Genomic DNA, 20,660 nt, shown 5'->3' with positions numbered 1-20,660 from the left:
CCGCGCGGCGCATACCGGCGGCCCAGGGCCCGGCGCGGTGGCCGGGACCGTGACCCCGGCCGTCGTGGTGCGGGGGCTGGATGGCGTGCTCGGGCGGCTGCGGGGGGTGGTGGCGGGGGAGGACCGGGAGCTGTACGACGTCTTCGTGGGCGAATGCCACCGCGCGCTGGACGCCACGCGGCTGCACGACCGCGTCCGGCCCGGTGTCGTCCGGGGGCTGGCCGCGCGGTACGGGGAAGCCGGGCGGTGGTCCGGGATGGGCGGGGGCGTCGCGTACGACACGCTGGCCGCCTTCCGCGACCATCCCGTCTACCCCACCAGCCGCGGCCGGTCCGTGTTCGGCGAGGACGCCCTGCGCGCCCACGCGCCCGAGTTCGCGCCCTCCTTCGCGCTGCGCTGGCTCGCGGTGCCGCGCGCGGTGGTCGGCGGGGATCCGGGGCGGCTGCCCGCGTGGTGGCCGCGGCCCGGGGAGCTGGGGCTGCCCGGGGGGCTCGACGCCGACCATGTCGCGTTGCCCGTGCATCCGCTCACCGTCGGCCGCTCCCTCGACGTCGCCCTCGACGCGACCGGGCTGCGCGGGCGGGCGCGGCTCGCCGAGCGGCCGTGGCTGGACGTACGGCCCACGCTGTCGATGCGGACCGTCGCCGTCGCCGACGATCCGCTCACCCACCTCAAGCTGCCGCTCACCACCGCCACCCTGGGGCTGCGCAACCGGCGGACCGTCAAGCCGGGCACGCTTCTCGACGGCGAGGTGGCGCAGCGGCTGACGGAGGCGGTGATCGCGCGGGAGCCGCGGTTCGCGGAGACCGTGCTGCTCGCCGACGAGACGACCCATCTGCACGCCGGGCACGAGCTGTTGGCCACGCTGGTCCGCCGCTATCCGCCGGGTCTGGAGAACGCGCGGGTCGTGCCGCTGGCCGGGCTGCTGGCCCGGACCCCGGACGGCACGCTCGTGGCGGACGCGCTCGCTGAGCGGTACTACGGCGGGGACCTGTTCGCCCTGCTCGACGCGTACCTCACCCTCCTCTTCGACTTCCACACCACCCTCTTCGCCTACGGCATCGCCCTGGAGTCGCATCAGCAGAACACCTCCCTCGTCTTCGACGACACCGGCGGCCCGGCCACCCCACGGCTGCGGCTGCTCATCAAGGACCACGACGGGCCGCGCGTCCACGCGATCCGGCTCGCCGCGATGATCGGCGGGGCCGACGCCGCGGATCTGTGCGGATTCGACGACCGCCGCATCCTGACGGGCGGCGACGGACCGGTGGCGGACGTGTTCACCACCATCACCGTCCATCTGTGCGCCGCCGCGCTCGCCTTCGAACTGGCCGCCCTCGGCCGCGCGCCCCTGGACGTCCTGCTGCGGCAGCTGCGCGCCCGGCTCACCGAGGCCGTCGAACGGACCGGCGCGGTGTACCCGGGGGCGGCCGGCGCCGTGCTGCGCTCCCGGGTGCTGGACGCGGACCGGCTGCCGGTCAAGGCGATGGTGACCGCGGGCACGCTGTTCACCAAGGCCCGGTCGGGCGCCGCCGACGTCAACAAGCATTACGTGACCGGGCCCAACTACCTTCTGCGGGGGCGCGGCAGATGACGGCCGCGACCTCCTTATCCCTCCACACCTCTCCTCTCCGCACCCGCTGGAGCCGCTCCATGCCAACGACCTCCTCGCCCTCTCCCGCGGTCTCGACCCCCGCGTTCTCGCCCGCCGCCCCGGTCTCGCCCGCCACGGCGTTGGTCTCCGCCGACCACGCGACCGCCCACACCCTGCTCAACTGTCTGCTGCGCGAGGTGTCGGGCCCGGAACACCAGACCGTCGTGGCCGACGACGGCGGGCTGCGGCTGCGGCTGCCCCGCAGCGGGGTGCTCCTGCGGGTGGGGCTGCGCCGAACGTCGCTGATCGGCGCGCACCGGTTCACCGGACCGGTCAGCGAACAGCGCGACGGCGTCTGGGCGGAGGTCTCCTGGCGCGGTCTGGCCGAGCGGATCCAGCGGGAACTCCAGCTGCGCACGGGGGTCCGCAACGACGAGTTCCTGGCGCAGGTCGCCTCCAGCCACGCGGGCATGACGGCCGCCCTCCAGGAGCGCGAGAAGGCCACCGGGGATTCCGCCCCCGACGCCTACCTGGCCTCCGAGCAGTCCCTCTTCTTCGGCCACCGCTTCCACCCCACCCCCAAGGCCCGCAGCGGAAGCCCCGCCTCCTGGGCGCTGTTCGCGCCCGAGGCCGGGGCCCGCTTCCCGCTGCACCACCTCGCGGTGCGCCGGGAGTACGTACGGGAGGAGGCCGCGTACACCGGGGCGCTGGCGCCGCTGGACCGCCAGCGGCCGGTCCCCGACGGCTACCGGCTGCTGCCCGCCCACCCCTGGCAGTACGCCATGCTCCGCGAGCACCGGGTGCTGCGGGCGGCGCTCGACCGCGGCGACATCCTCGACCTGGGGCCCGGCGGCCCGGACTTCGCGCCGACCGCCTCGGTCCGCACGCTCTACGACGGCCGGGACTTCCTCAAGTTCAGCCTGAACGTGCGCATCACCAACTGCCTCCGCAAGAACGCCGACTACGAGCTGTCCGGCGCCGTCGCCCTCACCCGGCTGCTGGAGCCGGTCGCCGCCGACCTCGCCGCCCGCTTCCCCGGCGCCGACCTGCTGCGCGAACCCGGCTACCGCACCCTCGACCTCGACGACCGCCACCTCTCCGAGGGGTTCGGCGTGATCGTCCGCGAGGGGCTGGACGTCCGGCTGCGGCCGGGGCTGACCGGGCTGCTGGCGGCGGCCGTCGCCGACGAGTACCCGACGAGCGGCGCCCAGCTCTCCCACCTCCTCGGCGACGCCGGGCCCGAGCACGCGCTCGCCTGGTGGCAGGCGTATCTCGACCTCCTCGTACCGCCCGTCCTGGCCGCCTACTTCGACCACGGCGTGGTCCTCGAACCCCACCTCCAGAACGTGGTCATCGGCGTGGACACCACCGGCACCCCGCGCCAGGTGCTCTTCCGCGACCTGGAGGGCACCAAGCTGGTGTCCGGCCACTCCGGCCACTCCGGCCACTCCGGCCACTCCGGCCACCACGCCGCCGCGCTCGCGGCGCTGCCCGAGGCGGTGGCCCGCCCCATGACGTACGGGCCCGAGCGCGGCTGGGACCGGGTGGTGTACTGCTTGCTGGTCAACCACCTCGCCGAGATGGTCGCCGCCCTCGCCGACCGCCACCCCCGGCTGGAGCCCGACCTGTGGTCGGCGGTCCGCCGCGTCCTGTGCGAACGCGCCGCCGCCCACGACGACCCGCCAGCGCTGCGCGCCCTGGTGGCGGGCGTGCCGCTGCCCGCCAAGGCCAACCTGCTGACCCGCTGGGGCCGCAAGGCCGACCGGGACGCCGGTTACGTCCGTATCGCCAGCCCGCTCGCCTCCGACCTGCTGTCCGAGGCGGCCCGCGTCATCGCCCCCGGGAGCGCCCGTTGACCCCCTTGCCCCTCACCCCACCGGCCGCCGCGCTCGCCGAGGCGCTCACCGGAGACGGCCTCCCCGCCTACGTCTACGACCTGACCGCCCTCGACGCCCACGCCCGGGAGATACGGGACGCGCTCCCTCCCCACGTCGAGCTGTACTACGCGGCGAAGGCCAACCCGGAACCGCCGGTCCTGCGCGCGCTCGCCCCGCACGTCACCGGCTACGAGGTCGCCTCGGGCGGCGAACTGGCGCACGTCCGCGAGGCCGTCCCCGAACGGCCCCTCGCCTTCGGTGGACCCGGCAAGACGGAGACGGAGCTGCGGCGGGCGCTGGAGCTGGGCGTGGAACGGTTCCATGTGGAGAGCGAGCACGAACTGCGGCTGCTGGCCACGCTCGCCGAGGGCCGCCCCGTGGACGTCCTGCTGCGCGTCAACCTCCCCCTGACCGACGAGGCACTGGGCGGCGCGGCGCTCGCCATGGGCGGCCGCCCCAGCCCCTTCGGCCTCGACCCCGACCGGGTGGCGCGGTGCCTGCCGCTCTTCACCCCGGACGGCCCGCTCCGGCTGCGCGGCATCCACGCCCACCTCGCGAGCGGCCTGGACGCCCCGGCCCAGACCGCCGTGGCCGCGCGGATCACCGACTGGACGCGCGCGCTGTCCGACCGCCACGGCCTGGACCTCACCGAGGTCAACGTGGGCGGCGGCATGGGCGTGGACTACACCCGCCCCGACACCCGCTTCGACTGGAAGGCGTACGGCGAGGGCCTGGCCGAGGTCGCCGACCGCAACCCCGGCCTGACCCTGCGGATCGAGCCGGGCCGGGCGCTGACCGCGTACTGCGGCTGGTACGTCACGGAGGTGCTGGACCTCAAGCACAGCCGCGGCGAGGCGTTCGCGGTCCTCCGCGGCGGCACCCACCACCTGCGCACCCCGGCCGCCAAACAGCACGACCACCCCTTCCAGGTGCTCCCCGCCGCTCCCTGGCCCCACCCCTGGCCCCGCCCCGCCGCCCAAGGGGAACCGGTCACCCTGGTCGGCCAGCTGTGCACCCCCAAGGACGTCCTGGCCCGCGGCGTCCCGGTCGAGGAGCTGCGCGCCGGGGACCGCGTCGCCTTCGCGATGGCGGGCGCGTACGCCTGGAACATCTCGCACCACGACTTCCTCATGCACCCGAAGCCGGGCTTCCACTACCTCGGGGAGTGATCAGGGGCGGGGCCCGTGCTGCGGCGGACGACCAGCTCGGTGGGGATGGTCACGCGGACGCCGGGCTCCGGCGAGCGGTCGAGCTGGTCGAGCATGAGGGTCAGACAGCGGCGGCCGATCTCGGTGAAGTCGGTGCGGACGGTGGTGAGCGGCGGGAGCAGATGGGCGGCTTCGGGGATGTCGTCGTAGCCGACCATGCTGACGTCCTCGGGGACCCGGAGGCCCGCCTCGTGGAGGGCGCGCAGGACGCCGACGGCCATCTGGTCGTTGGAGACGAACAGCGCGGTGAGGCCGGGCTGCCGGGCGATGCGGCGGCCCAGGTCGTAGCCGGAGTCCGCGCTCCAGTCGCCCAGCAGCGGCTCGTGGACCTCGGCGCCCGCGGCGTCCAGCGCGGCGCGCCAGCCGTCGACGCGGGCTTCGGCAGCGATCCAGCCGGTGGGGCCCGCGATGTGGCGGACGGTGCGGTGGCCGAGGCCGAGGAGGTGTGCGGTGGCCTGGCGGGCGCCGGAGGCGGAGTCGCCCGCGACGACCGGGATGTGGGCGCCGAAGCTCTTGTCCAGGGTGACCATGGGGACGCCGTGATCCGCCTCGACCAGGGCCTGGCCGACCGAGCGCTGCGGCGCGATGGCGATGATGCCGTCCGCGCCCTGGCCGAGCAGGCGGTCCACCGCGCCGGTGACGGCGGCCTGGTCGGCGGCGGTGAGGGCGATCGTACTGACGAGGTAACCGGCCGCCTGCGCGGCCTCGTTGATCCCGGCGAGCGTGGCGGCCGGGCCGAAGCGGGCCGCGTCGAAGGAGATCACGCCGAGGGTGCGGCTGCGCCCGCTGGCCAGGGTCCGGGCGCTTGCGGTGGGGCGGTAGCCCAGCTCGCGCATGGCGGCGCGGACGCGTTCCCGGGTTTCGGCGCGGACCCGGGGGTGGTCGTTGAGGACGCGGGAGACGGTCTGGTCGGAGACGCCCGCGAGCCGGGCGACGTCCGCCATCACCACACCGCCGCCGGTGGTGGGGCGGCGGCGTCGGGTGGGGGCGCGGTGGGGCTCCGCCATGCGGTCGTGGCTCCTTCGAAGGGGGTGCTCGCCCCGGGTGCGGGGCGTGGCCCGCACCCGGGGTTCCGGGGTCAGTCCCTCGCGGTCCAGCCCAGGTCCGGTGCGTCGACGAGGTGGGCCACCCGGGTCGTCGCCGACTGTAGCTCCAGCAGGGTCAGTTCGTTCTCGCCCGCCTTCAGCACCGGCCACGGCAGGTACAGCCGTCGCTGCGGGCCGCGCGACCAGTAGCGGCCCAGGTTGAAGCCGTTGACCCAGGCCACGCCCTTGGTCCAGCCCGGCAGGGCGAGATACGCGTCGGCAGGGGTCTCCACGGTGAACGTGCCGCGGTGGAAGCCCGGGCCCGCGACGGGGGTGTCGGTGGTGCGGAAGGGGAGTTCGGGGAGCCGGTCCAGGGGGAGGCGGTGGCAGGTCCAGTTCTCCAGCGGCTTCCCGTCGAGGGTGACCGGGCCGGTGATGCCCTTGGGGTCGCCGATGCGGACGCCGTAGTTGGCGCGGCCCATGTTCTCGACCAGGACGTCCAGCCGGGCGCCGTATTCGGGGCTGCGCACATGGATGCTGTTCTCGTGGCGCTCCCGTTCGACGACACCGGCCGGGGCGCCGTTCACGAAGACCTGCGCCCGGTCGCCGACCCCGCCCGTGAAGTGCAGGACGTGGTCGCCGATGACGGGCAGCTCGGTGCCGTACAGGACGAAGCCGTAACTCTGGCCGAGCGCCTCCATGGTCGGCGGGTCGGTGAAGTGTTCCGCCGGGGCCAGGAATTCGGCGCTGACCAGGGCGTTCGCCGATGCGGTCAGACGGACCTCGGTCGGCGGCAGCTTGGGCGACGGCTCCGGAATGGGCTCGTCCGGTACGTCCGTGTGGCGGGCGAGGACCTCGCGGAACGCCGCGTACTTGGGGCCCGGGTCGCCGCATTCGGTGAGCACCGCGTCGTAGTCGTAGGAGGTGACGGCGGGCGCATAGGCGTGATCGTGGTTCGCGCCGCTGGTGAAGGCGAAGTTGGTGCCCCCGTGGAACATGTAGAGGTTCACCGACGCCCCCGCCGACAGCAGCGCGTCCAGGTCGGCGGCCGCGTCGTCCGCCGCCCGCACGTGGTGCGGCTCGCCCCAGTGGTCGAACCAGCCGATCCAGAACTCCGCGCACATCAGCGGACCGCTTTCCTGGTGGGCGCGCAGCACCTCCAGCGCGTCGCCGACCCGGCTGCCGAAGGTGCCGGTGGAGAGCACCCCGGGCAGGCTCCCGGCCGCCAGCATGGCCTTGTCCGCCTGGTCGCAGGTGAACAGCAGCTCCTCGACGCCGCGCTTGCGCAGGGCGTCGGCCAGATGGGCGAGGTAGGCGGTGTCGTCGCCGTAGGCGCCGTACTCGTTCTCCACCTGGACCGCGATGACCGGGCCACCGGCCGCCGCCATGTAGGGAGCGAGCGGCGGCAGCAGCAGATCGAGGTACGCGTCCACGGCGCCGGTGAACCGCGGATCGCTGCTGCGCTGCCGGATGTTCGGATCGGCGGTCAGCCAGGAGGGCAGCCCGCCGCCCTCCCACTCGGCGCAGATGTACGGGCCGGGGCGCAGCAGCACGGACAGCCCCTCGGCCCGGGCGAGCTCCAGGAAACGGGGCAGGTCGAGCAGCCCGTCGAGGTCCAGCGGGCCGTCCGGCGTGGGCTGGTGCAGATTCCACGGGACGTACGTCTCGACCGTGTTGAGCCCCAGCAGCCGCGCCTTGCGCAGCCGGTCGGCCCACTGGTCGGGGTGGGTGCGGAAGTAGTGGAAGCCGCCGGAGAGGATCCGGAAGGGCTTGCCGTGGAGGAGGAAGCCGTCATGGGTGAGCGTCAGGGCGGGCATGGGCCGAAGTCCTTTCGACCGCACGGGCCGGAGCGGGTGCGGTGGTCATGGTGTGCGTAGGGGATACGGACGAGGACGTGGCGCGGATCAGCCAGACGGTGGTGATCAGGCAGACGGCCGAGACGGCGCCCAGGACGAGGGGTACGGCACGGATGCCCGACAGCTCGATCGCCTTGCCGAGCACGGGCCCCGCGGCCACCCCGCCGATCATCGACGCGGCGATCACCAGCGCCCCGGCCCGGCGGGCCCGCGGCGCGGCCCGGCCCAGCCAGGGCAGACCGGTCGGGAAGATCGGCGCGATGAACAGGCCGACGCCCGCGTACGCGTACGGGGCCACGGCCGGGATCGCGGCGAGCAGCAGACAGACGGTCATGCCCGCGCAGCTGACCGCGATGATCGCCGGGGCGGACCAGCGCAGCGCGAGCGGGGCGACCAGGAAGCGGCCGACGGTCATCATCAGCCAGTACACGGAGGTCGCGGACGCGGCGGCGGTCGCGCCGTACCCGACGGTCTCCAGGTGGGTGGGCTCCCAGCCCCCGACCCCGGCCTCGACGCCGACATGGAGGACGTAGAGCAGCACGAACGCGCCCAGGACGGTGGCGAGGCTGCGGTTGCGGGCTTTGTCGGTGGTCTCCGGCTCGGCGCCGCCGCGCGGCGGCGCCTCGTCCCGCACCCCGGCCAGACACAGCACCAGCGGCAGCGTGAGCACGGCGAACCCCAGGAACACCAGGGTGTAGTGCTCCGCCCCGACCAGGCCGATGAGGGCCGGGCCGAGGATCGCGCCGATGCCGAAGTGGGCGTTGAGGACGTTGAGCATGGCGGCGCTGCGCCGCCCGAAGCCGACCGCGAACATCTGGTTGAGCCCGTAGTCGATGCCGCCGAAGCCGAGCCCCGCGAGCAGCGCGAGACCCAGGGCGAGCGGCCAGCTGGGGGCGAGCGCGAACCCGGCCGCGCCGCCCGCCATGAGCAGATACGAAGAGCCGAGCAGCGTGCGGTTGCCGATCCGGCCGAAGAGCCGGTCGAAGCCGAGGACGCCCGCGACGCCGCCGACGAAGTGCGCGCTCAAGGCCAGCCCGGCGGCCGAGGGCGACAGCCCGTGGGCGTCGCGGAAGGCGGGGATCGACGGGCCGTAGAGGGCCTGGAGCGCGCCGATGAGGATGAATCCGACGCAGGACGCGACCACCGCGGCTCGGCTGAACAGGGGTGGGTGTGAGGAGGGATCGGGAGTCCGGCCTACGTGCTCGTCCACGGTGTCCACGTTGTCCACAAGGGGAGAGTGTTACCGCTAACATTTCTGCCGTCAAGACACCCGCCGCCGACCCATGCGGCCGTGTCACCCCGCTCCGGTGCCCCACCCCACCACGAGATCCACGACGAACGGCTCGGTGAGCACCCCGTCCGGGAACAGCGCGAGCAGCTCCGCCCGCTCCGCGTCCAGCACCGCATCCGCCTCCCCGGCGTCCATCACCGCCAGATAGGAGTGGCTGCCGAGCGAGCGCACCTTGTCCTCGACCGTGACGGTCCGCGACCAGCGCACCCTGCGGTCCGCCGTCCGCACCCCGAACGGCGCGAGCCGCCCCGCCACGGTGCTCGGGAAACCCGGCGGCCGGTAGGCCGGGCAGCGCTCGGCGAGCCGCTCCTCCTGCCGCGCCACCCAGGGGACGTCGAGGTCCGGCAGGTTCCACCACATCGCCAGCGCCCCGCCGGGGCGCAGCACCCGCAGCGCCTCGGGGACGGAGCGCCGCGGATCGGTCCAGTGCCAGGACTGGGCGTACGCGATGAGGTCCGCGACCCCGTCGCGGAAGGGCAGGACGTCGGCGTCACCCCGCACGAGCCGGACGTCCGGGGCGGAGGCGCGCAGCTGCGCCGCCATGCCCGCGCCCGGCTCCACGGCGGTGACGCGGGCGCCGCGGTCGGCCAGCAGTCGCGTGGCGATGCCCGTGCCCGCCCCCACGTCCAGCACCTCCGCCCCGGCCAGCGGTCGGCCCGTGACCTCCTCCACCGCCTCGAACAGCGCGGGCGGATACCCGGGCCGGGCGGCCGCGTACTGCGCGGCGACGGCGTTGAACGACGAGGCGAGGGCGGCGTGCGGCGTCGAGGACATGCCCCATCATCGCCCGCGCGCCGGACGTTGTCAGCGGGGGCGTTCCGGACCGGGGGCATTGTCAGTGGGGGGTGCGACGATGCGCCGCATGGGTGCTGAGGGAACGACCGCCGGTTACGGGACCGCCGACACCGCCGACTACTGGGACGCCGCCGCGGCCGGGTTCGACGACGAGCCGGACCACGGGCTGCGCGATCCGGCCGTGCGGGAGGCGTGGGCGGCCCGGCTGCGGCAGTGGCTGCCCGGGCAGCCCTGCGACGTGCTGGACCTCGGCTGCGGCACGGGCAGCCTGGCCCGCATCGCGGCCGAGCAGGGCCACCGGGTGACGGGCGTCGACCGGTCGCCGCGGATGGCCGAGCGCGCCCGCGCCAAGCTCGCCGGGACGGACGCCACCGTGCTCGTCGGGGACGCGGCGGCACCGCCGGTCGAGGAGGGCGCCTTCGACGTCGTCCTGGCGCGCCATCTGCTGTGGCTGCTGCCCGGTCAGGAGGCCGTGCTGCGGCGCTGGGCCCGGCTGCTGCGGCCGGGCGGGGCGCTGGTGCTGGTCGAGGGGCGGTGGGGCGAGTCGGACCCGGTCGGGCTGACGGCCGGTGACCTGATGCGCATGGTCGAGCCGCTGGCGTCCCGTACGTACGTCGAACAGCTGGCGGCGGACGCGGCGCTGTGGGGGCGGCCGGTGCGCGACGAGCGCTATGTGCTGCGCGCGGAGCTCGCTCCGCCCCGGCGGCACGCGGAGATCGTCGACGTCCATCTGCTGTTGCGGCGCGGCGGCAGGATCCTGCTCGCGCGCCGCGCGGGCACGGGGTACGCGGACGGGCTGCTGCACGCGCCGTCCGGCCATGTGGAGGACGGCGAGGACGTACGGACCGCGGTGATCCGTGAGGCGGCCGAGGAGATCGGCATCCGGCTCACCCCCGACGAGGTGCGGGTGGCGCTCGTCATGCAGCACAAGTCGCCCACGGGCTCGGCCCGTACGGGCTGGTTCTTCGAGGCGGAGCTGACGGACGGCGCGGGGGAGCCGGTGAACCGGGAACCGGACAAGTGCTCCGAGATCGGCTGGTTCGTGCTGGACGCCCTCCCGGAGGACATGGTGGCGTACTGCCGCGCGGGCGTGGAGGCGTANCCGGAGGACATGGTGGCGTACTGCCGCGCGGGCGTGGAGGCGTACCGGGCCGGGGAGCGGTTCGCCGTGCACTGGCACGAGCCGGGGGACGGCATCGCGTTCGCCCCGGACGGCCCGGACCGGCTGGTGGTGCTGGAGGCGTCGGGGTGACGGCCACCCGCCGTCAGTGGCCCAGCTCGCGTACGTAGCGCCCCTCCAGGGCGGCCACGGTGTAGCCGAGCCCCACGTTGATCGCCAGCATCGGGCCGTTCTCGCTGTCGTTGCCCGTGAACGCCTCGGCGCACCCCGCCGCGCGCGCCCGGTGCAGCGAATGGGTCTTGGCCAGCTTCGCCAGGCCCCGGCCGCGGTAGGCGCGCAGCGTGCCGGTCATGCCCGACCAGTAGTGGCCGCGGCCATCCGTGTGGGCGAGGCTGAACGCCGCGACCCGGCCGTCCACGACGGCCAGCGAGGTCAGTTCGTGGTCCAGGGCGGGATGGTCCCAGGTCCGGGCCAGCCACTCGGCGTAGGGCATCCGGCTCTCCACCACGTCGCCGGGCTCGTCCGCCATCACGGCGACGTCCGTCTCGTACAGCGGGCGCGGATCGTCGGCGAGGTCCGCCGCGGTCCGCAGCGCCACGCCGTCCGGCAGGGCGTCCGCGCCCAGCGGCGGCAGGTCCGCCTTCGCGAGGTCCAGCCGCAGGATGCGGCACGACCGGCTGCGCCGGTAGCCGCGGCGTTCGGCGAACGCGACGCAGGCGGGCTCGTCCACGGTCCACGCGAACACCTTGGCGGCACCCAGCCCCGCCGCGTACTCCTCCGCCGCGGCCACCAGCGCCGAACCGGCGCCCCGGCCCCGCGCGTCGGCGCGCACCGAGGTGTTGGCGCAGGCCACGCCCGGCCCGTCGCCGTTTTCGCCCGGGAAGAGGCCCACTTCGCAAGCGCCCACCACCCGGCCGTCCGCCTCGGCGACCAGCAGCCGGTAGCGGCGGGCCTCCGGCGCGCTCGCCACCTCCCAGGCCACGGTCCGGTCCGTCGTCACGAGGTGGGGGAAGGCGGAGCGACGTGCCTCCGCGACGGCTGCCGCGTCGGCGGCCCGGAAATCGCGCATGGTCATGGTCATGGGCGCGCAGACTACGGCCAGGTGCCCCCGGCCCGCCTCCGATTTTCCGGCCGCACTCCAAGCGGCACACAATGGGTGCGACAAAGTCCGCACCCCAGGCCGTACGCACCCCAGGAGCCCCACGTGGCCTTGCAGATCACCGTCGACCCCGACGCGGCGACCGCCCCCTTCGAGCAGATCCGCGCGCAGATCGCCGAGCAGGCCCGCTCCGGGGACCTCCCCGTGGGCTACAAGCTGCCCACCGTACGCGGCTTCGCCGAGGAGCTGGGCCTGGCGGCGAACACCGTCGCCAAGGCGTACCGCGCGCTGGAGTCGGACGGCGTGATCGAGACCCGCGGGCGCCACGGCACGTTCGTCGCGGCGGCCGGTGACGCGGCCGGACGCCAGGCCGCCGAGGCGGCACAGACCTACGCCCAGCGCGCCCGGCGGCTCGGCCTGGACCGCGCGGCGGCCCTCGCCACCGTCGAGGACGCGCTGCGGGCCGCGTACGGTGAGTGACCCGAAACGATAGGGGGAACCCATGACCACCAGCCGTATCGCCCTGGTCCGGCGGCCGAGCCCGCGGCTCGCGGAGGGGCTCGTCACGCACATCGACCGCAAGCCGGTCGACGCCGCGCTCGCGCTGCGGCAGTGGGAGGCGTACGTCGCGGCCCTGAAGACGCACGGCTGGGAGACGGTGGAGGCCGATCCGGTCGACGCGTGCCCGGACGGGGTCTTCGTCGAGGACACGATGGTCGTCCACCGGAACGTCGCGCTCGTCTCGCGTCCCGGCGCCGAGTCCCGCCGCCCCGAGACCGCGGCCGCCGAGGCGGCCGTGACGGCGCTCGGCTGTTCGGTCAACCGGGTGCGGGAGCCGGGGACGCTGGAGGGCGGCGATGTCCTGAAGATCGGCGACACGGTGTACGTCGGGCGCGGCGGCCGCACCAACGGCGAGGGGGTGCGGCAGCTGCGCGCCGCCTTCGAGCCGTTGGGGGCGAGGGTGGTGGCCGTGCCGGTCAGCAAGGTGCTGCACCTGAAGTCGGCGGTCACGGCGCTGCCGGACGGCACCGTGATCGGGTATCCGCCGCTGGTCGACGACCCGGCCGCGTTTCCGCGCTTCCTGCCGGTGCCCGAGGAGTCGGGGGCGCACGTGGTGCTGCTGGGCGGCGGCAGGCTGCTGATGGCGGCGAGCGCGCCGCGCAGCGCGGCGCTCTTCGCCGACCTCGGATATACGCCGGTGCCGGTGGACATCGGCGAGTTCGAGAAGATGGAGGGCTGTGTGACCTGCCTGTCGGTGCGGCTGCGGGAGCTGTACGTCTAGGCCGCGGGACGGGCTTACAGGTACAGCCCCGCGTCCGTCTCGCCCGGCTGGATGGGGACGGAGGCGGGGCGGGTGCCGCGGCGGAGGGCGAACAGCTCCGCGAGCGTCGCGCCGTCCCGGCCGATGCCCTCCTCCGTGCCGAGCCAGTTGACCGCCTCCGTGCGGTTCAGCTTGCCGACCTCGATGCGGGCCAGGCAGCGGCCGGGGCGGACCACCGCCGGGTGCAGCCGCTCCAGGTCCTCGTTGGTGGTCACCCCGACCAAGACGTTGCGCCCCTGGCCCAGCAGACCGTCCGTCAGGTTGAGCAGCCGGGACAGCGCCTGGCCCGCGGTGTGCTTGGCCTCGCCGCGGATCAGCTCGTCGCAGTCCTCCAGGAGCAGCAGCCGCCAGCGGCCCTTGGCCGAGCCGTCGTCCTCGCCGATGGCGATGTCCATCAGATAGCCGACGTCGGTGAACAGCCGCTCCGGGTCCAGGACGCAGTCCACCTGGCACCAGTCGCGCCAGGAGCGGGCGAGGGTGCGCAGCGCGGAGGTCTTGCCGGTGCCGGGCGGGCCGTGCAGCAGCAGGAGCCGGCCCGCGATGTCGTCCGGGGTGACCTTCATCAGCCCGTCCATCGCCTCGGCGACCGGCGCGGTGTAGTTGTCGCGGATATCCTCCCAGGTCCCGGCCGCGATCTGACGGGTGGTGCGGTGCGGGCCGCGGCGCGGCGAGACGTACCAGAAGCCCATCGACACGTTCTCCGGCTGGGGCTCGGGCTCGTCCTCGGCGCCGTCGACCGCCTGCCGCAGCACCGTTTCGGCAAGGTCGTCCCGGACCGCGGTCACGGTCACGTCCGCGCCCCGGTTCCACCGGGACACCAGCAGGGTCCAGCCGTCGCCCTCGGCGAGCGTGGCGCTGCGGTCGTCGTCGCGGGCCGCGCGCAGCACGGTCGCGGCGGGCGGCAGCAGCGTGGCGCCCGACTTCACCCGGTCGACGGAGTGGCTGCGGGCATACGGCTGCTCTCCGGTCGCGAAACGGCCGAGAAAGAGTGCGTCGACGACATCCGACGGCGAATCGCTGTCATCGACGTTCAGCCGGATCGGAAGGGACTGTTCGGCGGGTGTGGCGGGCAGGGTCTGCCTCCTGAGCGAGCGGTCCGGTGCGGCGTTCGGCGCACCCTGCCCCATGATCCAGCACGAGGGGCGTCGGCGCACCGGGGTTTACGGCCGTTTACCGAGCTGTTCCGAAGAAGCCCACCGGAATGGGGGCGTTCAGGGATACTCTTACCCTTTGTGGGGCGTCAAGGACGGGAACGGGGCGGGGCGCGGGTGGGAACACGGGTAGGCATGCCGGTGGGGTCGCGGGCGGGATTACCGGGAGCGCGGCGGTGGCGGATCACCGCACTGCTCGCCATCGGCATGGGCACCCTGGCCCTGCTGCTGACCACGTGCACGAGCTGGCCGGGGGACGGTGCGGGGCGGCCGGGGGCGTCGGCCTCGGCCCGTGAGCGAGCGGCGTCGGCCGGTCTCGGCTGGGGCTTCACCCACACCCAGTACAGCGCCGACCGCGGCACCGACAGCGGCAGGAAGGCCGCCGAGTCGCTGCTGTCGGACCGTCCGATGCCGCAGAACCAGCACATCATGGGGTGGGGCGCGGGCAACCCCGAGCCGTCTCCGGGCCGCTACGACTTCGCGGACCTGGACCGGCGCGTCGCCCTGATGCGCACCACCGGCACCGAGCCCGTGCTCACCCTGTGCTGTGCGCCCGACTGGATGAAGGGCGGCACCCCGGGGGACACGGACTGGTCGCAGGAGTCCCTGGAGACCGCGCCGACCCCCGACCACTACGAGGACTTCGCGAAGCTCGCCGGGAAGGTCGCCGACCGCTACCCCGAGGTGCGGCACTTCATCGTCTGGAACGAGTTCAAGGGCTTCTACGACGACGGCAAGAACCGCTGGAACTACGAGGGCTACACCAAGCTCTACAACCTCGTCTACGACGAGCTGAAGAAGCGGAACCCGAAGAACCTGGTCGGCGGTCCGTACGTCGTGGCCGACAGCGACCCGCCCGGCGCGGCGGGCGGCGACGCCACGGTGTCCGGCCCCTGGGGCACGCTCGACCGGCGCTCCGCCGACGCGATCACGTACTGGAACGAGCACAAGGCGGGCGCCGACTTCGTCGTGGTCGACGGCTCCAGCTACACCCGCGAGGGCGACCGGCTGATCCCGGACGCGTTCGGCGCGACGCAGAAGTTCGAGGACGTCACCCGCTGGCTCGACGCGACCACGAAGCTGCCGGTGTGGTGGGCCGAGTGGTACGTGGAACCGGCCGCCGACACGAGCCGGGAGGGCGCCCGTGGCCGCTGGAGCGAGGCGCACCGCGTCGCCGTGCAGGCCACCGCGCTGACCCGGCTGGCCCGCGGCGGCGCCGCGACCGCCTTCTACTGGAACCCGGAGACGACGGACGCCGACTGCCCCGGCTGTCTGTGGCGCCCCACCGAACTGGACGACGGCGGCAGCGCGCTGCCCATGATGGAGCTGCTGAGCCGCTTCGGCCGCGAGTTCCCGCCGGGCACCCGCTTCCGCTCGGTGGACATCGCCGCCGACGACCGGCCCAACGTGCAGGTCCTCGCCGACGACGACGCGACTCTGGTGGTCAACACCCTGGCCCGGCCGATCAAGGCGAAGGTCGACGGGCGGTCGTTCGCCATGGACGCGTACGAGGTGCGCTGGCTCAAGCGGTGACGGTGTGGGCGACATGCTCACCGACGTCGGCCTCCTCATGACATCGTCAGGAACCGCTGCACCAGCGACGCCAGCACCACCAGCAGCAGCGGCAGCGCGAACCAGTACGACGCCTGGAGCCACCGCAGCCGCCGTACGCTCGGCCGCACCGCCACCCGCACCACCTCGCGCGCCGCGAGCAGCACCATCAGCACCACCGCCGCCAGCGCGCCGGTCACCGACCACGGCGTCCAGGTGATCTGCGGACCGGCCGGGCCCGGCTTCGGCTCCGGCGCCGCTCCGCGCGGCGGCGACGCCAGCTCGTACAGCGACGCGTCGCCGTTCGACAGCACCCGGCGCAGTTCGGGGCGCTGGTCCAGGGAGCGCAGCAGCCGCTCCTGCCAGCGCGCCCCGTAACCGCCGTCCAGCTGGAGCGAGACGGACTGGCCGCGGCCCACCATCAGGTACGAGCGCGGCCCGGCGTCGCGCAGCGCCGTCACCAGCCCGCCCACCAGCACCGGGTCGCGCGGGGCGAGCGTCGGCTCGTACGCGACCCGCTCCATGTCCCGCGCGCCCCACGGCATCGCGGGGGTGACGTTGTTGACAGGGTCGTCGCTCATCCACAGCACCCGCACGGTCGGCTTGTCGTGCGCGTAGAGGTACTCCATGGCCGCGACCTCGCCGGGCCGCACCCGCTCGAACGCCTCGTTGCCCCAGCGGGCGACCAGGAAGCCGGACATCAGCGTCAGCCCCGCCACCAGGGCCGCGACCGGCGCCAGGCCCCGGCGGTCCGGCCGCACCCGCGGGAAGATCGCCAGCGCCCCGAGCACACAGGCGCCCGGCAGCGCGAACATGAAGACGCGCAGGGCCATTTCGCCGCCGTAACTCTGCATGCCGAAGCCCAGGAACGGCACGAAGGTCAGCACCAGCAGCGCCCGCTCGGTGAAACCCGCCGCGCGCCGCCGCAGCACCCCCCAGCAGGCGCACGCCAGCACCCCGCCGGCCAGCGCCACCCGCACGTACAGCACCAGCTTGTGCACACTGCTGCCGCCCTCGATCCGGCCGGAGACGGACGACGACACATTGCCGCCCACCCCGCCGACCCCGCCGAACAGCTCGTCCCAGTGGCCCGACCAGTACGGCTCCGCCAGGAAGCCGATCCAGACGACCACCATCACCCCGCACAGCAGCGGCAGCCCGTACAGATCGGAACGCCGAACCAGGACCAGCGCGGTCACCACGCCGAGCATCACGAACGGGGTCAGCTGATGCGCCGCCACCGACGCCGCGAACAGCGCGATCAGCAGCCCGAGCAGCGCCGCGCGCTGACCGCGCGTCGCCTCGGCCACCTCCGCCTCACCGGGCCTGCGCCTGCCGCCCAGCACCCGCGGTTCGCGGAACCACACCAGCAGCACGGCGACGAACACCAGATAGAAGAGGTACGTGAACCCCTGCGGCGAGAAGTAGTCCTGGCCCACCCAGCCGCTCAGGGCGAACAGCCACACCGCGGTCCACTTGGCCCGCCAGCTCGCCCGCAGCGCGCGCATCAGCACCATCAGGGGGGCGAGGTAGAGCAGCTGGATGACCGTCGGCCACCAGCGCAGCAGCGCGGTGAAGTCCCGTACGCCGCACGCCTCGGCGAGGAACGCGGCCCCGGCGAAGAAACCCGGCCAGCTCCAGCGCGCGTCGAGGTCGGGCACGGCGTCGCCGGTCCGGCCGATGTAGTCCAGGAACCCCAGGTGCTGCCACGCGGTCGGGAACCGCGGATGCGCCTCCAGCACGGCGGGCACGGCGTGCAGGGACACGACGGTGGCCAGCAGGGCGACGGTGAGCAGCGCACGGCGCTGCCGCCCGAGCGCGAGCGCACCGGCGAACACGGCGACGAGCAGCGCCGCCCCCGGCAGCGTCGGCCCGGGCAGTACGGAGACCAGCCCGAGCCCGCCCATCCGGTCCAGGTCGGCGGCGTCCAGGCCGAGCAACGGCAGCCAGTAGAGGCCGAGACCGACGGCCAGGACCGCCCACAGGACAGCCACGCTGGTCTTCGGCCGCGTCCTGCCCGTATCGCGCGGTGCCTGCGGCACGGCGGGCGCGGCAGAAGCAGCGGGTGGGGCAGAAGCAGCGGGCGCGGACGGTACGGATGGCGGGGGCGCTTCGGGCTGCGGGCCGTACCGGGCGTCGGGACGGCGCTCCGGATGGTCGAAGTCCATGCGGACGCCCAGCACCAGCGTGTCCGCGTCCAGCGCCGACCGCAGCGCCCAGCGGGTGCCGTAGCGGGCGTCGTGCGTGCCACGGGACCGCTTGGCGCGACGGTCGCCGTCCACCGCCAGATCCGCCAGATCGCCGTCGGGCGCGGTGCCGCGCTCCAGCGGCGGGGGAGGGCCGGGCGGAGGCGGAACCCGCACCGGCTCCGAAGCGGCCGGGGCCGCGGGCTGCGCCGTGACCACCCGGTACAGCTTCACCGACGCGATCGAGGCGATCACCGCCAGGCTGGAGATCTCCGCGACGCCTGCGCCCACCAGCCCCATCCGCGGCAGCAGCAGCAACGTCAGCCCCAGCACCAGCACGCACAACAGCCCCTGGAGATAGGCCAGTCCCGAGGTGCGGCTCTGCGCCCGCAGCACCGCGAAGTACACCTCGATGGCCACCCGCAGCGCCGCGCCCACCGCGAACCAGCGCAGCAGCGGCGCGGCCGCGTCCGCGTAGCCCGCCTCGAACACGCCCAGGATCTGCGGGGCGAAGACGAAGAGCCCGAGACAGACCGGCAGCATGATGCGCGCCATCCGGCGCAGCGCCGCCCGGCAGTTCTCCGCCAGCCGGGCCGGGTCGTGCGAGCCCTCGACGGTCAGCGACGCGCCCATGTTGATGGCGAGCAGATTGACCGTGCCGCCGATGGTGGTGGTGATGTAGAAGTACGCGTTGTCGGCCGCGCTGACCTGCGAGGCGACGATGACCGGCACCGCGTACACCACGGCCAGCGAGAACAGCGACCCGGTGTAGTCCCCGGCGAGGAAGCGGCCCATCTCCCGGTACGACGCGGGCCGCGCCCGGTCCTCCGTCCTCTTCACATGCCGCGGCACCAGACGCCGGAAGACCAGCCAGCCCAGCGGCAGCACGGACAGCGCGATGGAGACCACCCACGACACGAACACCCCGGCGGTCGGGATCGTGGCGGCGAGCGCGACGAGCAGCAGCAGCTTCGCCGCCAGGAACACCGTATTGCCCACCGGCACCCAGAACGCGCTGCGCAGCCCGGTGAGCACCCCGTCCTGGAGGGTCAGCAGCGACCAGCCGACGACCGCCACGACGAAGCCGATGCCGTGCACCGGGCCGTGCAGAAAGCGGTACGAGGGGCCCCAGAGGTTCAGCGTGAGCAGGAAGACCACGGCGGCGCACGCCACGACCACCGAACTGCCCGCGTAGGTGACGCCCACCAGCCGTCCCGTGGTCCGCCCGGCGACCGGGATGAACCGGGCCAGGGCGCCGGTCAGCGTCACCGCGGTGAGCCCCGCGAGGAGCTTCATCGCGGCGATGGCCGCCGAGCCCTGGCCGACCGCGTCGTCCGCGTAGTAGCGGGCCGCGGCCAGCCAGAAGCCGAGGCCGAGGACGGCCGAGATGCCCGTGTTGAGCATCAGCGCATAGGCATTGCGGAACAGCTGGCTGCCGCCGCCGGGGCCGGTCGGCGGCGGCTGCTCCGCGGCCGGCCGCGCCTCGGCGGCGGCCTCGGCCCGGGTGGTCGTGTCGGACACGGGCTCAGCGCACCTTCCCTAGAAGCTGACGTGATCTGCGGACGAGGGCATAGCCCTTGGTGAGCGCCCGGTCCCCGGCGAAGGCACGGCCGACGGCCCGGCCGTGGACCAGCCGCGCGAACGCCTCGATGCCGGTGCCGCGACGCACCGTCACCCGCCGCAGCGCGTACGGCCCCTGGCGGCGGTCCGCCAGCGCGTTGCCCACCGCGAGCGACACCCCGAACCCGGCCTCCCGCACCACCTGCCGGACCCGGCGGTCGGAGTAGCCGTAGGGATAGGCGAACGACACCGGCGGACGGCCCAGCTCGGCCTCGAGGATGTCCCGGCAGCGCACCACCTCGAAGCGGAGCCGCTCGTCGCCGAGCTGGTCGAGCTGCGGATGGGTGTGGCTGTGCCCGCCGACCTCCATCCCGGCTGCGGCGAGTTCGCGCACCTGCCCCCAGTCGAGCATCACGTCGAGCGCGCCGTCCGTCTCGTACCGGCCGCGCAGCCAGCCCGTCGAGGCGAACAGGGTGGCCGCGAAGCCGTGCCGCTCCAGGACGGGAAGGGCGTGGCGGTGCACGCCCTCGTAGCCGTCGTCGAAGGTGATCAGCACGGGGTTCGGCGGCAGCGCATCGCCCCCGCGCCAGGCGTCGGCGAGCCGCGCGCAGGTCACCGGGGTGAAGCCGGACGCGCCGAGCAGCTCCATCTGCTCGGCGAACGCCCCCGGTGAGACGGACAGCGCGTGCGTCGCCCGCGCCGGGGTGTGGGCCACGGCGTGGTACATCAGTATCGGCACCGGTCTTGTCGTCACGGGGAGCCTCCCCGGTCGGCGCCGCCCCGGCCCACATCGCGGCGGCCCGCGACCGTGCCGACCGCTGCGGCCCTCCGCCTCCCGGCGGGTCGCCGTCCCACCGTCATGCCGCCCCCTCGTGTCCCGATGGGGCGCGCCCGTCGTCGGTACGGGCGCCAGGCCCCGAAGTGCCGGACGCCGGAGACCCCGGCACCGCCGCGATCGTGAAGCGGGCACCGCCCGCCCGGCGGGCCAGGGCGGTGCCGATCAGATAGCCGCCCGCCGCGGCCGAC

15 protein-coding genes are annotated in these 20,660 nt (G+C 74.4%); 7 read left to right on the top strand and 8 right to left on the bottom strand.

Features of this window, described 5'->3' with window-relative positions; genetic code table 11:
• From EEJ42_RS19935 to EEJ42_RS19925, 3 genes are all read left to right on the top strand, one after another.
• The coding region (locus EEJ42_RS19935) for an IucA/IucC family protein (RefSeq protein WP_123101416.1) at window positions 1-1,594 on the top strand (1,594 nt) is incomplete at its 5' end.
• 59 nt (window positions 1,595-1,653) lie between these two features.
• Entirely contained in the window at window positions 1,654-3,450 is a 1,797-nt protein-coding gene (locus EEJ42_RS19930; protein WP_123101410.1) for an IucA/IucC family protein, read from the top strand.
• Window positions 3,447-4,640: a type III PLP-dependent enzyme gene (locus EEJ42_RS19925; protein ID WP_123101408.1), complete on the top strand. Its 1,194-nt coding sequence runs from the start codon at window positions 3,447-3,449 to the stop codon at window positions 4,638-4,640. Before EEJ42_RS19930 ends, EEJ42_RS19925 begins: the two co-directional genes overlap by 4 nt.
• On the opposite strand, the gene EEJ42_RS19920 is transcribed toward EEJ42_RS19925, so the two are convergent.
• The 4 genes from EEJ42_RS19920 to EEJ42_RS19905 all read right to left on the bottom strand — a co-directional run bounded on the left by EEJ42_RS19920 (window position 4,625) and on the right by EEJ42_RS19905 (window position 9,625).
• Window positions 4,625-5,686 (bottom strand): LacI family DNA-binding transcriptional regulator, encoded by a 1,062-nt coding sequence (locus EEJ42_RS19920; RefSeq protein WP_123101406.1) that lies wholly within the window; start codon window positions 5,684-5,686, stop codon window positions 4,625-4,627. The genes EEJ42_RS19925 and EEJ42_RS19920 overlap by 16 nt on opposite strands.
• Window positions 5,687-5,757: 71 nt before the next feature.
• Entirely contained in the window at window positions 5,758-7,521 is a 1,764-nt protein-coding gene (locus EEJ42_RS19915) for a beta-galactosidase (RefSeq protein WP_123101404.1), read from the bottom strand.
• Window positions 7,496-8,722: an MFS transporter gene (locus EEJ42_RS19910; protein ID WP_123101414.1), complete on the bottom strand. Its 1,227-nt coding sequence runs from the start codon at window positions 8,720-8,722 to the stop codon at window positions 7,496-7,498. Before EEJ42_RS19910 ends, EEJ42_RS19915 begins: the two co-directional genes overlap by 26 nt.
• A 132-nt stretch (window positions 8,723-8,854) precedes the next feature.
• On the bottom strand, window positions 8,855-9,625 hold the full coding sequence (locus EEJ42_RS19905) for a class I SAM-dependent methyltransferase (RefSeq protein ID WP_123101402.1): 771 nt from the start codon (window positions 9,623-9,625) through the stop codon (window positions 8,855-8,857).
• An 88-nt stretch (window positions 9,626-9,713) separates the two neighbouring features.
• Here EEJ42_RS19905 and EEJ42_RS19900 point away from each other — a divergent pair, with 88 nt between their 5' ends.
• Window positions 9,714-10,898, top strand: coding sequence for a methyltransferase domain-containing protein (locus tag EEJ42_RS19900; protein ID WP_123101400.1), 1,185 nt, complete (start codon window positions 9,714-9,716; stop codon window positions 10,896-10,898).
• 13 nt (window positions 10,899-10,911) lie between these two features.
• Here the strand turns inward: EEJ42_RS19900 and EEJ42_RS19895 are convergent, their stop codons facing one another.
• Window positions 10,912-11,847, bottom strand: a complete 936-nt coding sequence (locus EEJ42_RS19895) for a GNAT family N-acetyltransferase (protein WP_123101398.1) — start codon at window positions 11,845-11,847, stop codon at window positions 10,912-10,914.
• A 123-nt stretch (window positions 11,848-11,970) separates the two neighbouring features.
• Here EEJ42_RS19895 and EEJ42_RS19890 point away from each other — a divergent pair, with 123 nt between their 5' ends.
• Complete coding sequence (locus EEJ42_RS19890) at window positions 11,971-12,345, top strand: GntR family transcriptional regulator (protein WP_123101396.1); 375 nt, start codon at window positions 11,971-11,973, stop codon at window positions 12,343-12,345.
• Between the two features lie 22 nt (window positions 12,346-12,367).
• On the top strand, window positions 12,368-13,147 hold the full coding sequence (gene ddaH, locus EEJ42_RS19885; protein ID WP_123101394.1) for a dimethylargininase: 780 nt from the start codon (window positions 12,368-12,370) through the stop codon (window positions 13,145-13,147).
• 14 nt (window positions 13,148-13,161) lie between these two features.
• Here ddaH and EEJ42_RS19880 read toward each other — a convergent pair whose 3' ends face one another.
• Window positions 13,162-14,313: a DUF5925 domain-containing protein gene (locus EEJ42_RS19880; RefSeq protein WP_425472930.1), complete on the bottom strand. Its 1,152-nt coding sequence runs from the start codon at window positions 14,311-14,313 to the stop codon at window positions 13,162-13,164.
• A 159-nt stretch (window positions 14,314-14,472) separates the two neighbouring features.
• Between EEJ42_RS19880 and EEJ42_RS19875 the strand changes: the two genes are divergently transcribed.
• Window positions 14,473-15,870 carry a glycoside hydrolase family protein gene (locus tag EEJ42_RS19875; protein ID WP_123101392.1) on the top strand — a complete coding sequence of 466 codons (1,398 nt, stop codon included), beginning with the start codon at window positions 14,473-14,475 and terminating at the stop codon, window positions 15,868-15,870.
• 35 nt (window positions 15,871-15,905) lie between these two features.
• Here EEJ42_RS19875 and EEJ42_RS19870 read toward each other — a convergent pair whose 3' ends face one another.
• Entirely contained in the window at window positions 15,906-19,595 is a 3,690-nt protein-coding gene (locus EEJ42_RS19870; RefSeq protein WP_123101390.1) for a lipopolysaccharide biosynthesis protein, read from the bottom strand.
• A gap of 4 nt (window positions 19,596-19,599) precedes the next feature.
• On the bottom strand, window positions 19,600-20,361 hold the full coding sequence (locus tag EEJ42_RS19865) for a polysaccharide deacetylase family protein (protein ID WP_123101388.1): 762 nt from the start codon (window positions 20,359-20,361) through the stop codon (window positions 19,600-19,602).
• Between the last annotated feature and the right edge of the window lie 299 nt (window positions 20,362-20,660).

The sequence above is a fragment of the Streptomyces botrytidirepellens genome, from assembly GCF_003721215.1.
Lineage (GTDB): Bacteria > Actinomycetota > Actinomycetes > Streptomycetales > Streptomycetaceae > Streptomyces > Streptomyces himastatinicus.
This window is presented reverse-complemented; position numbering and strand designations above follow the sequence as displayed.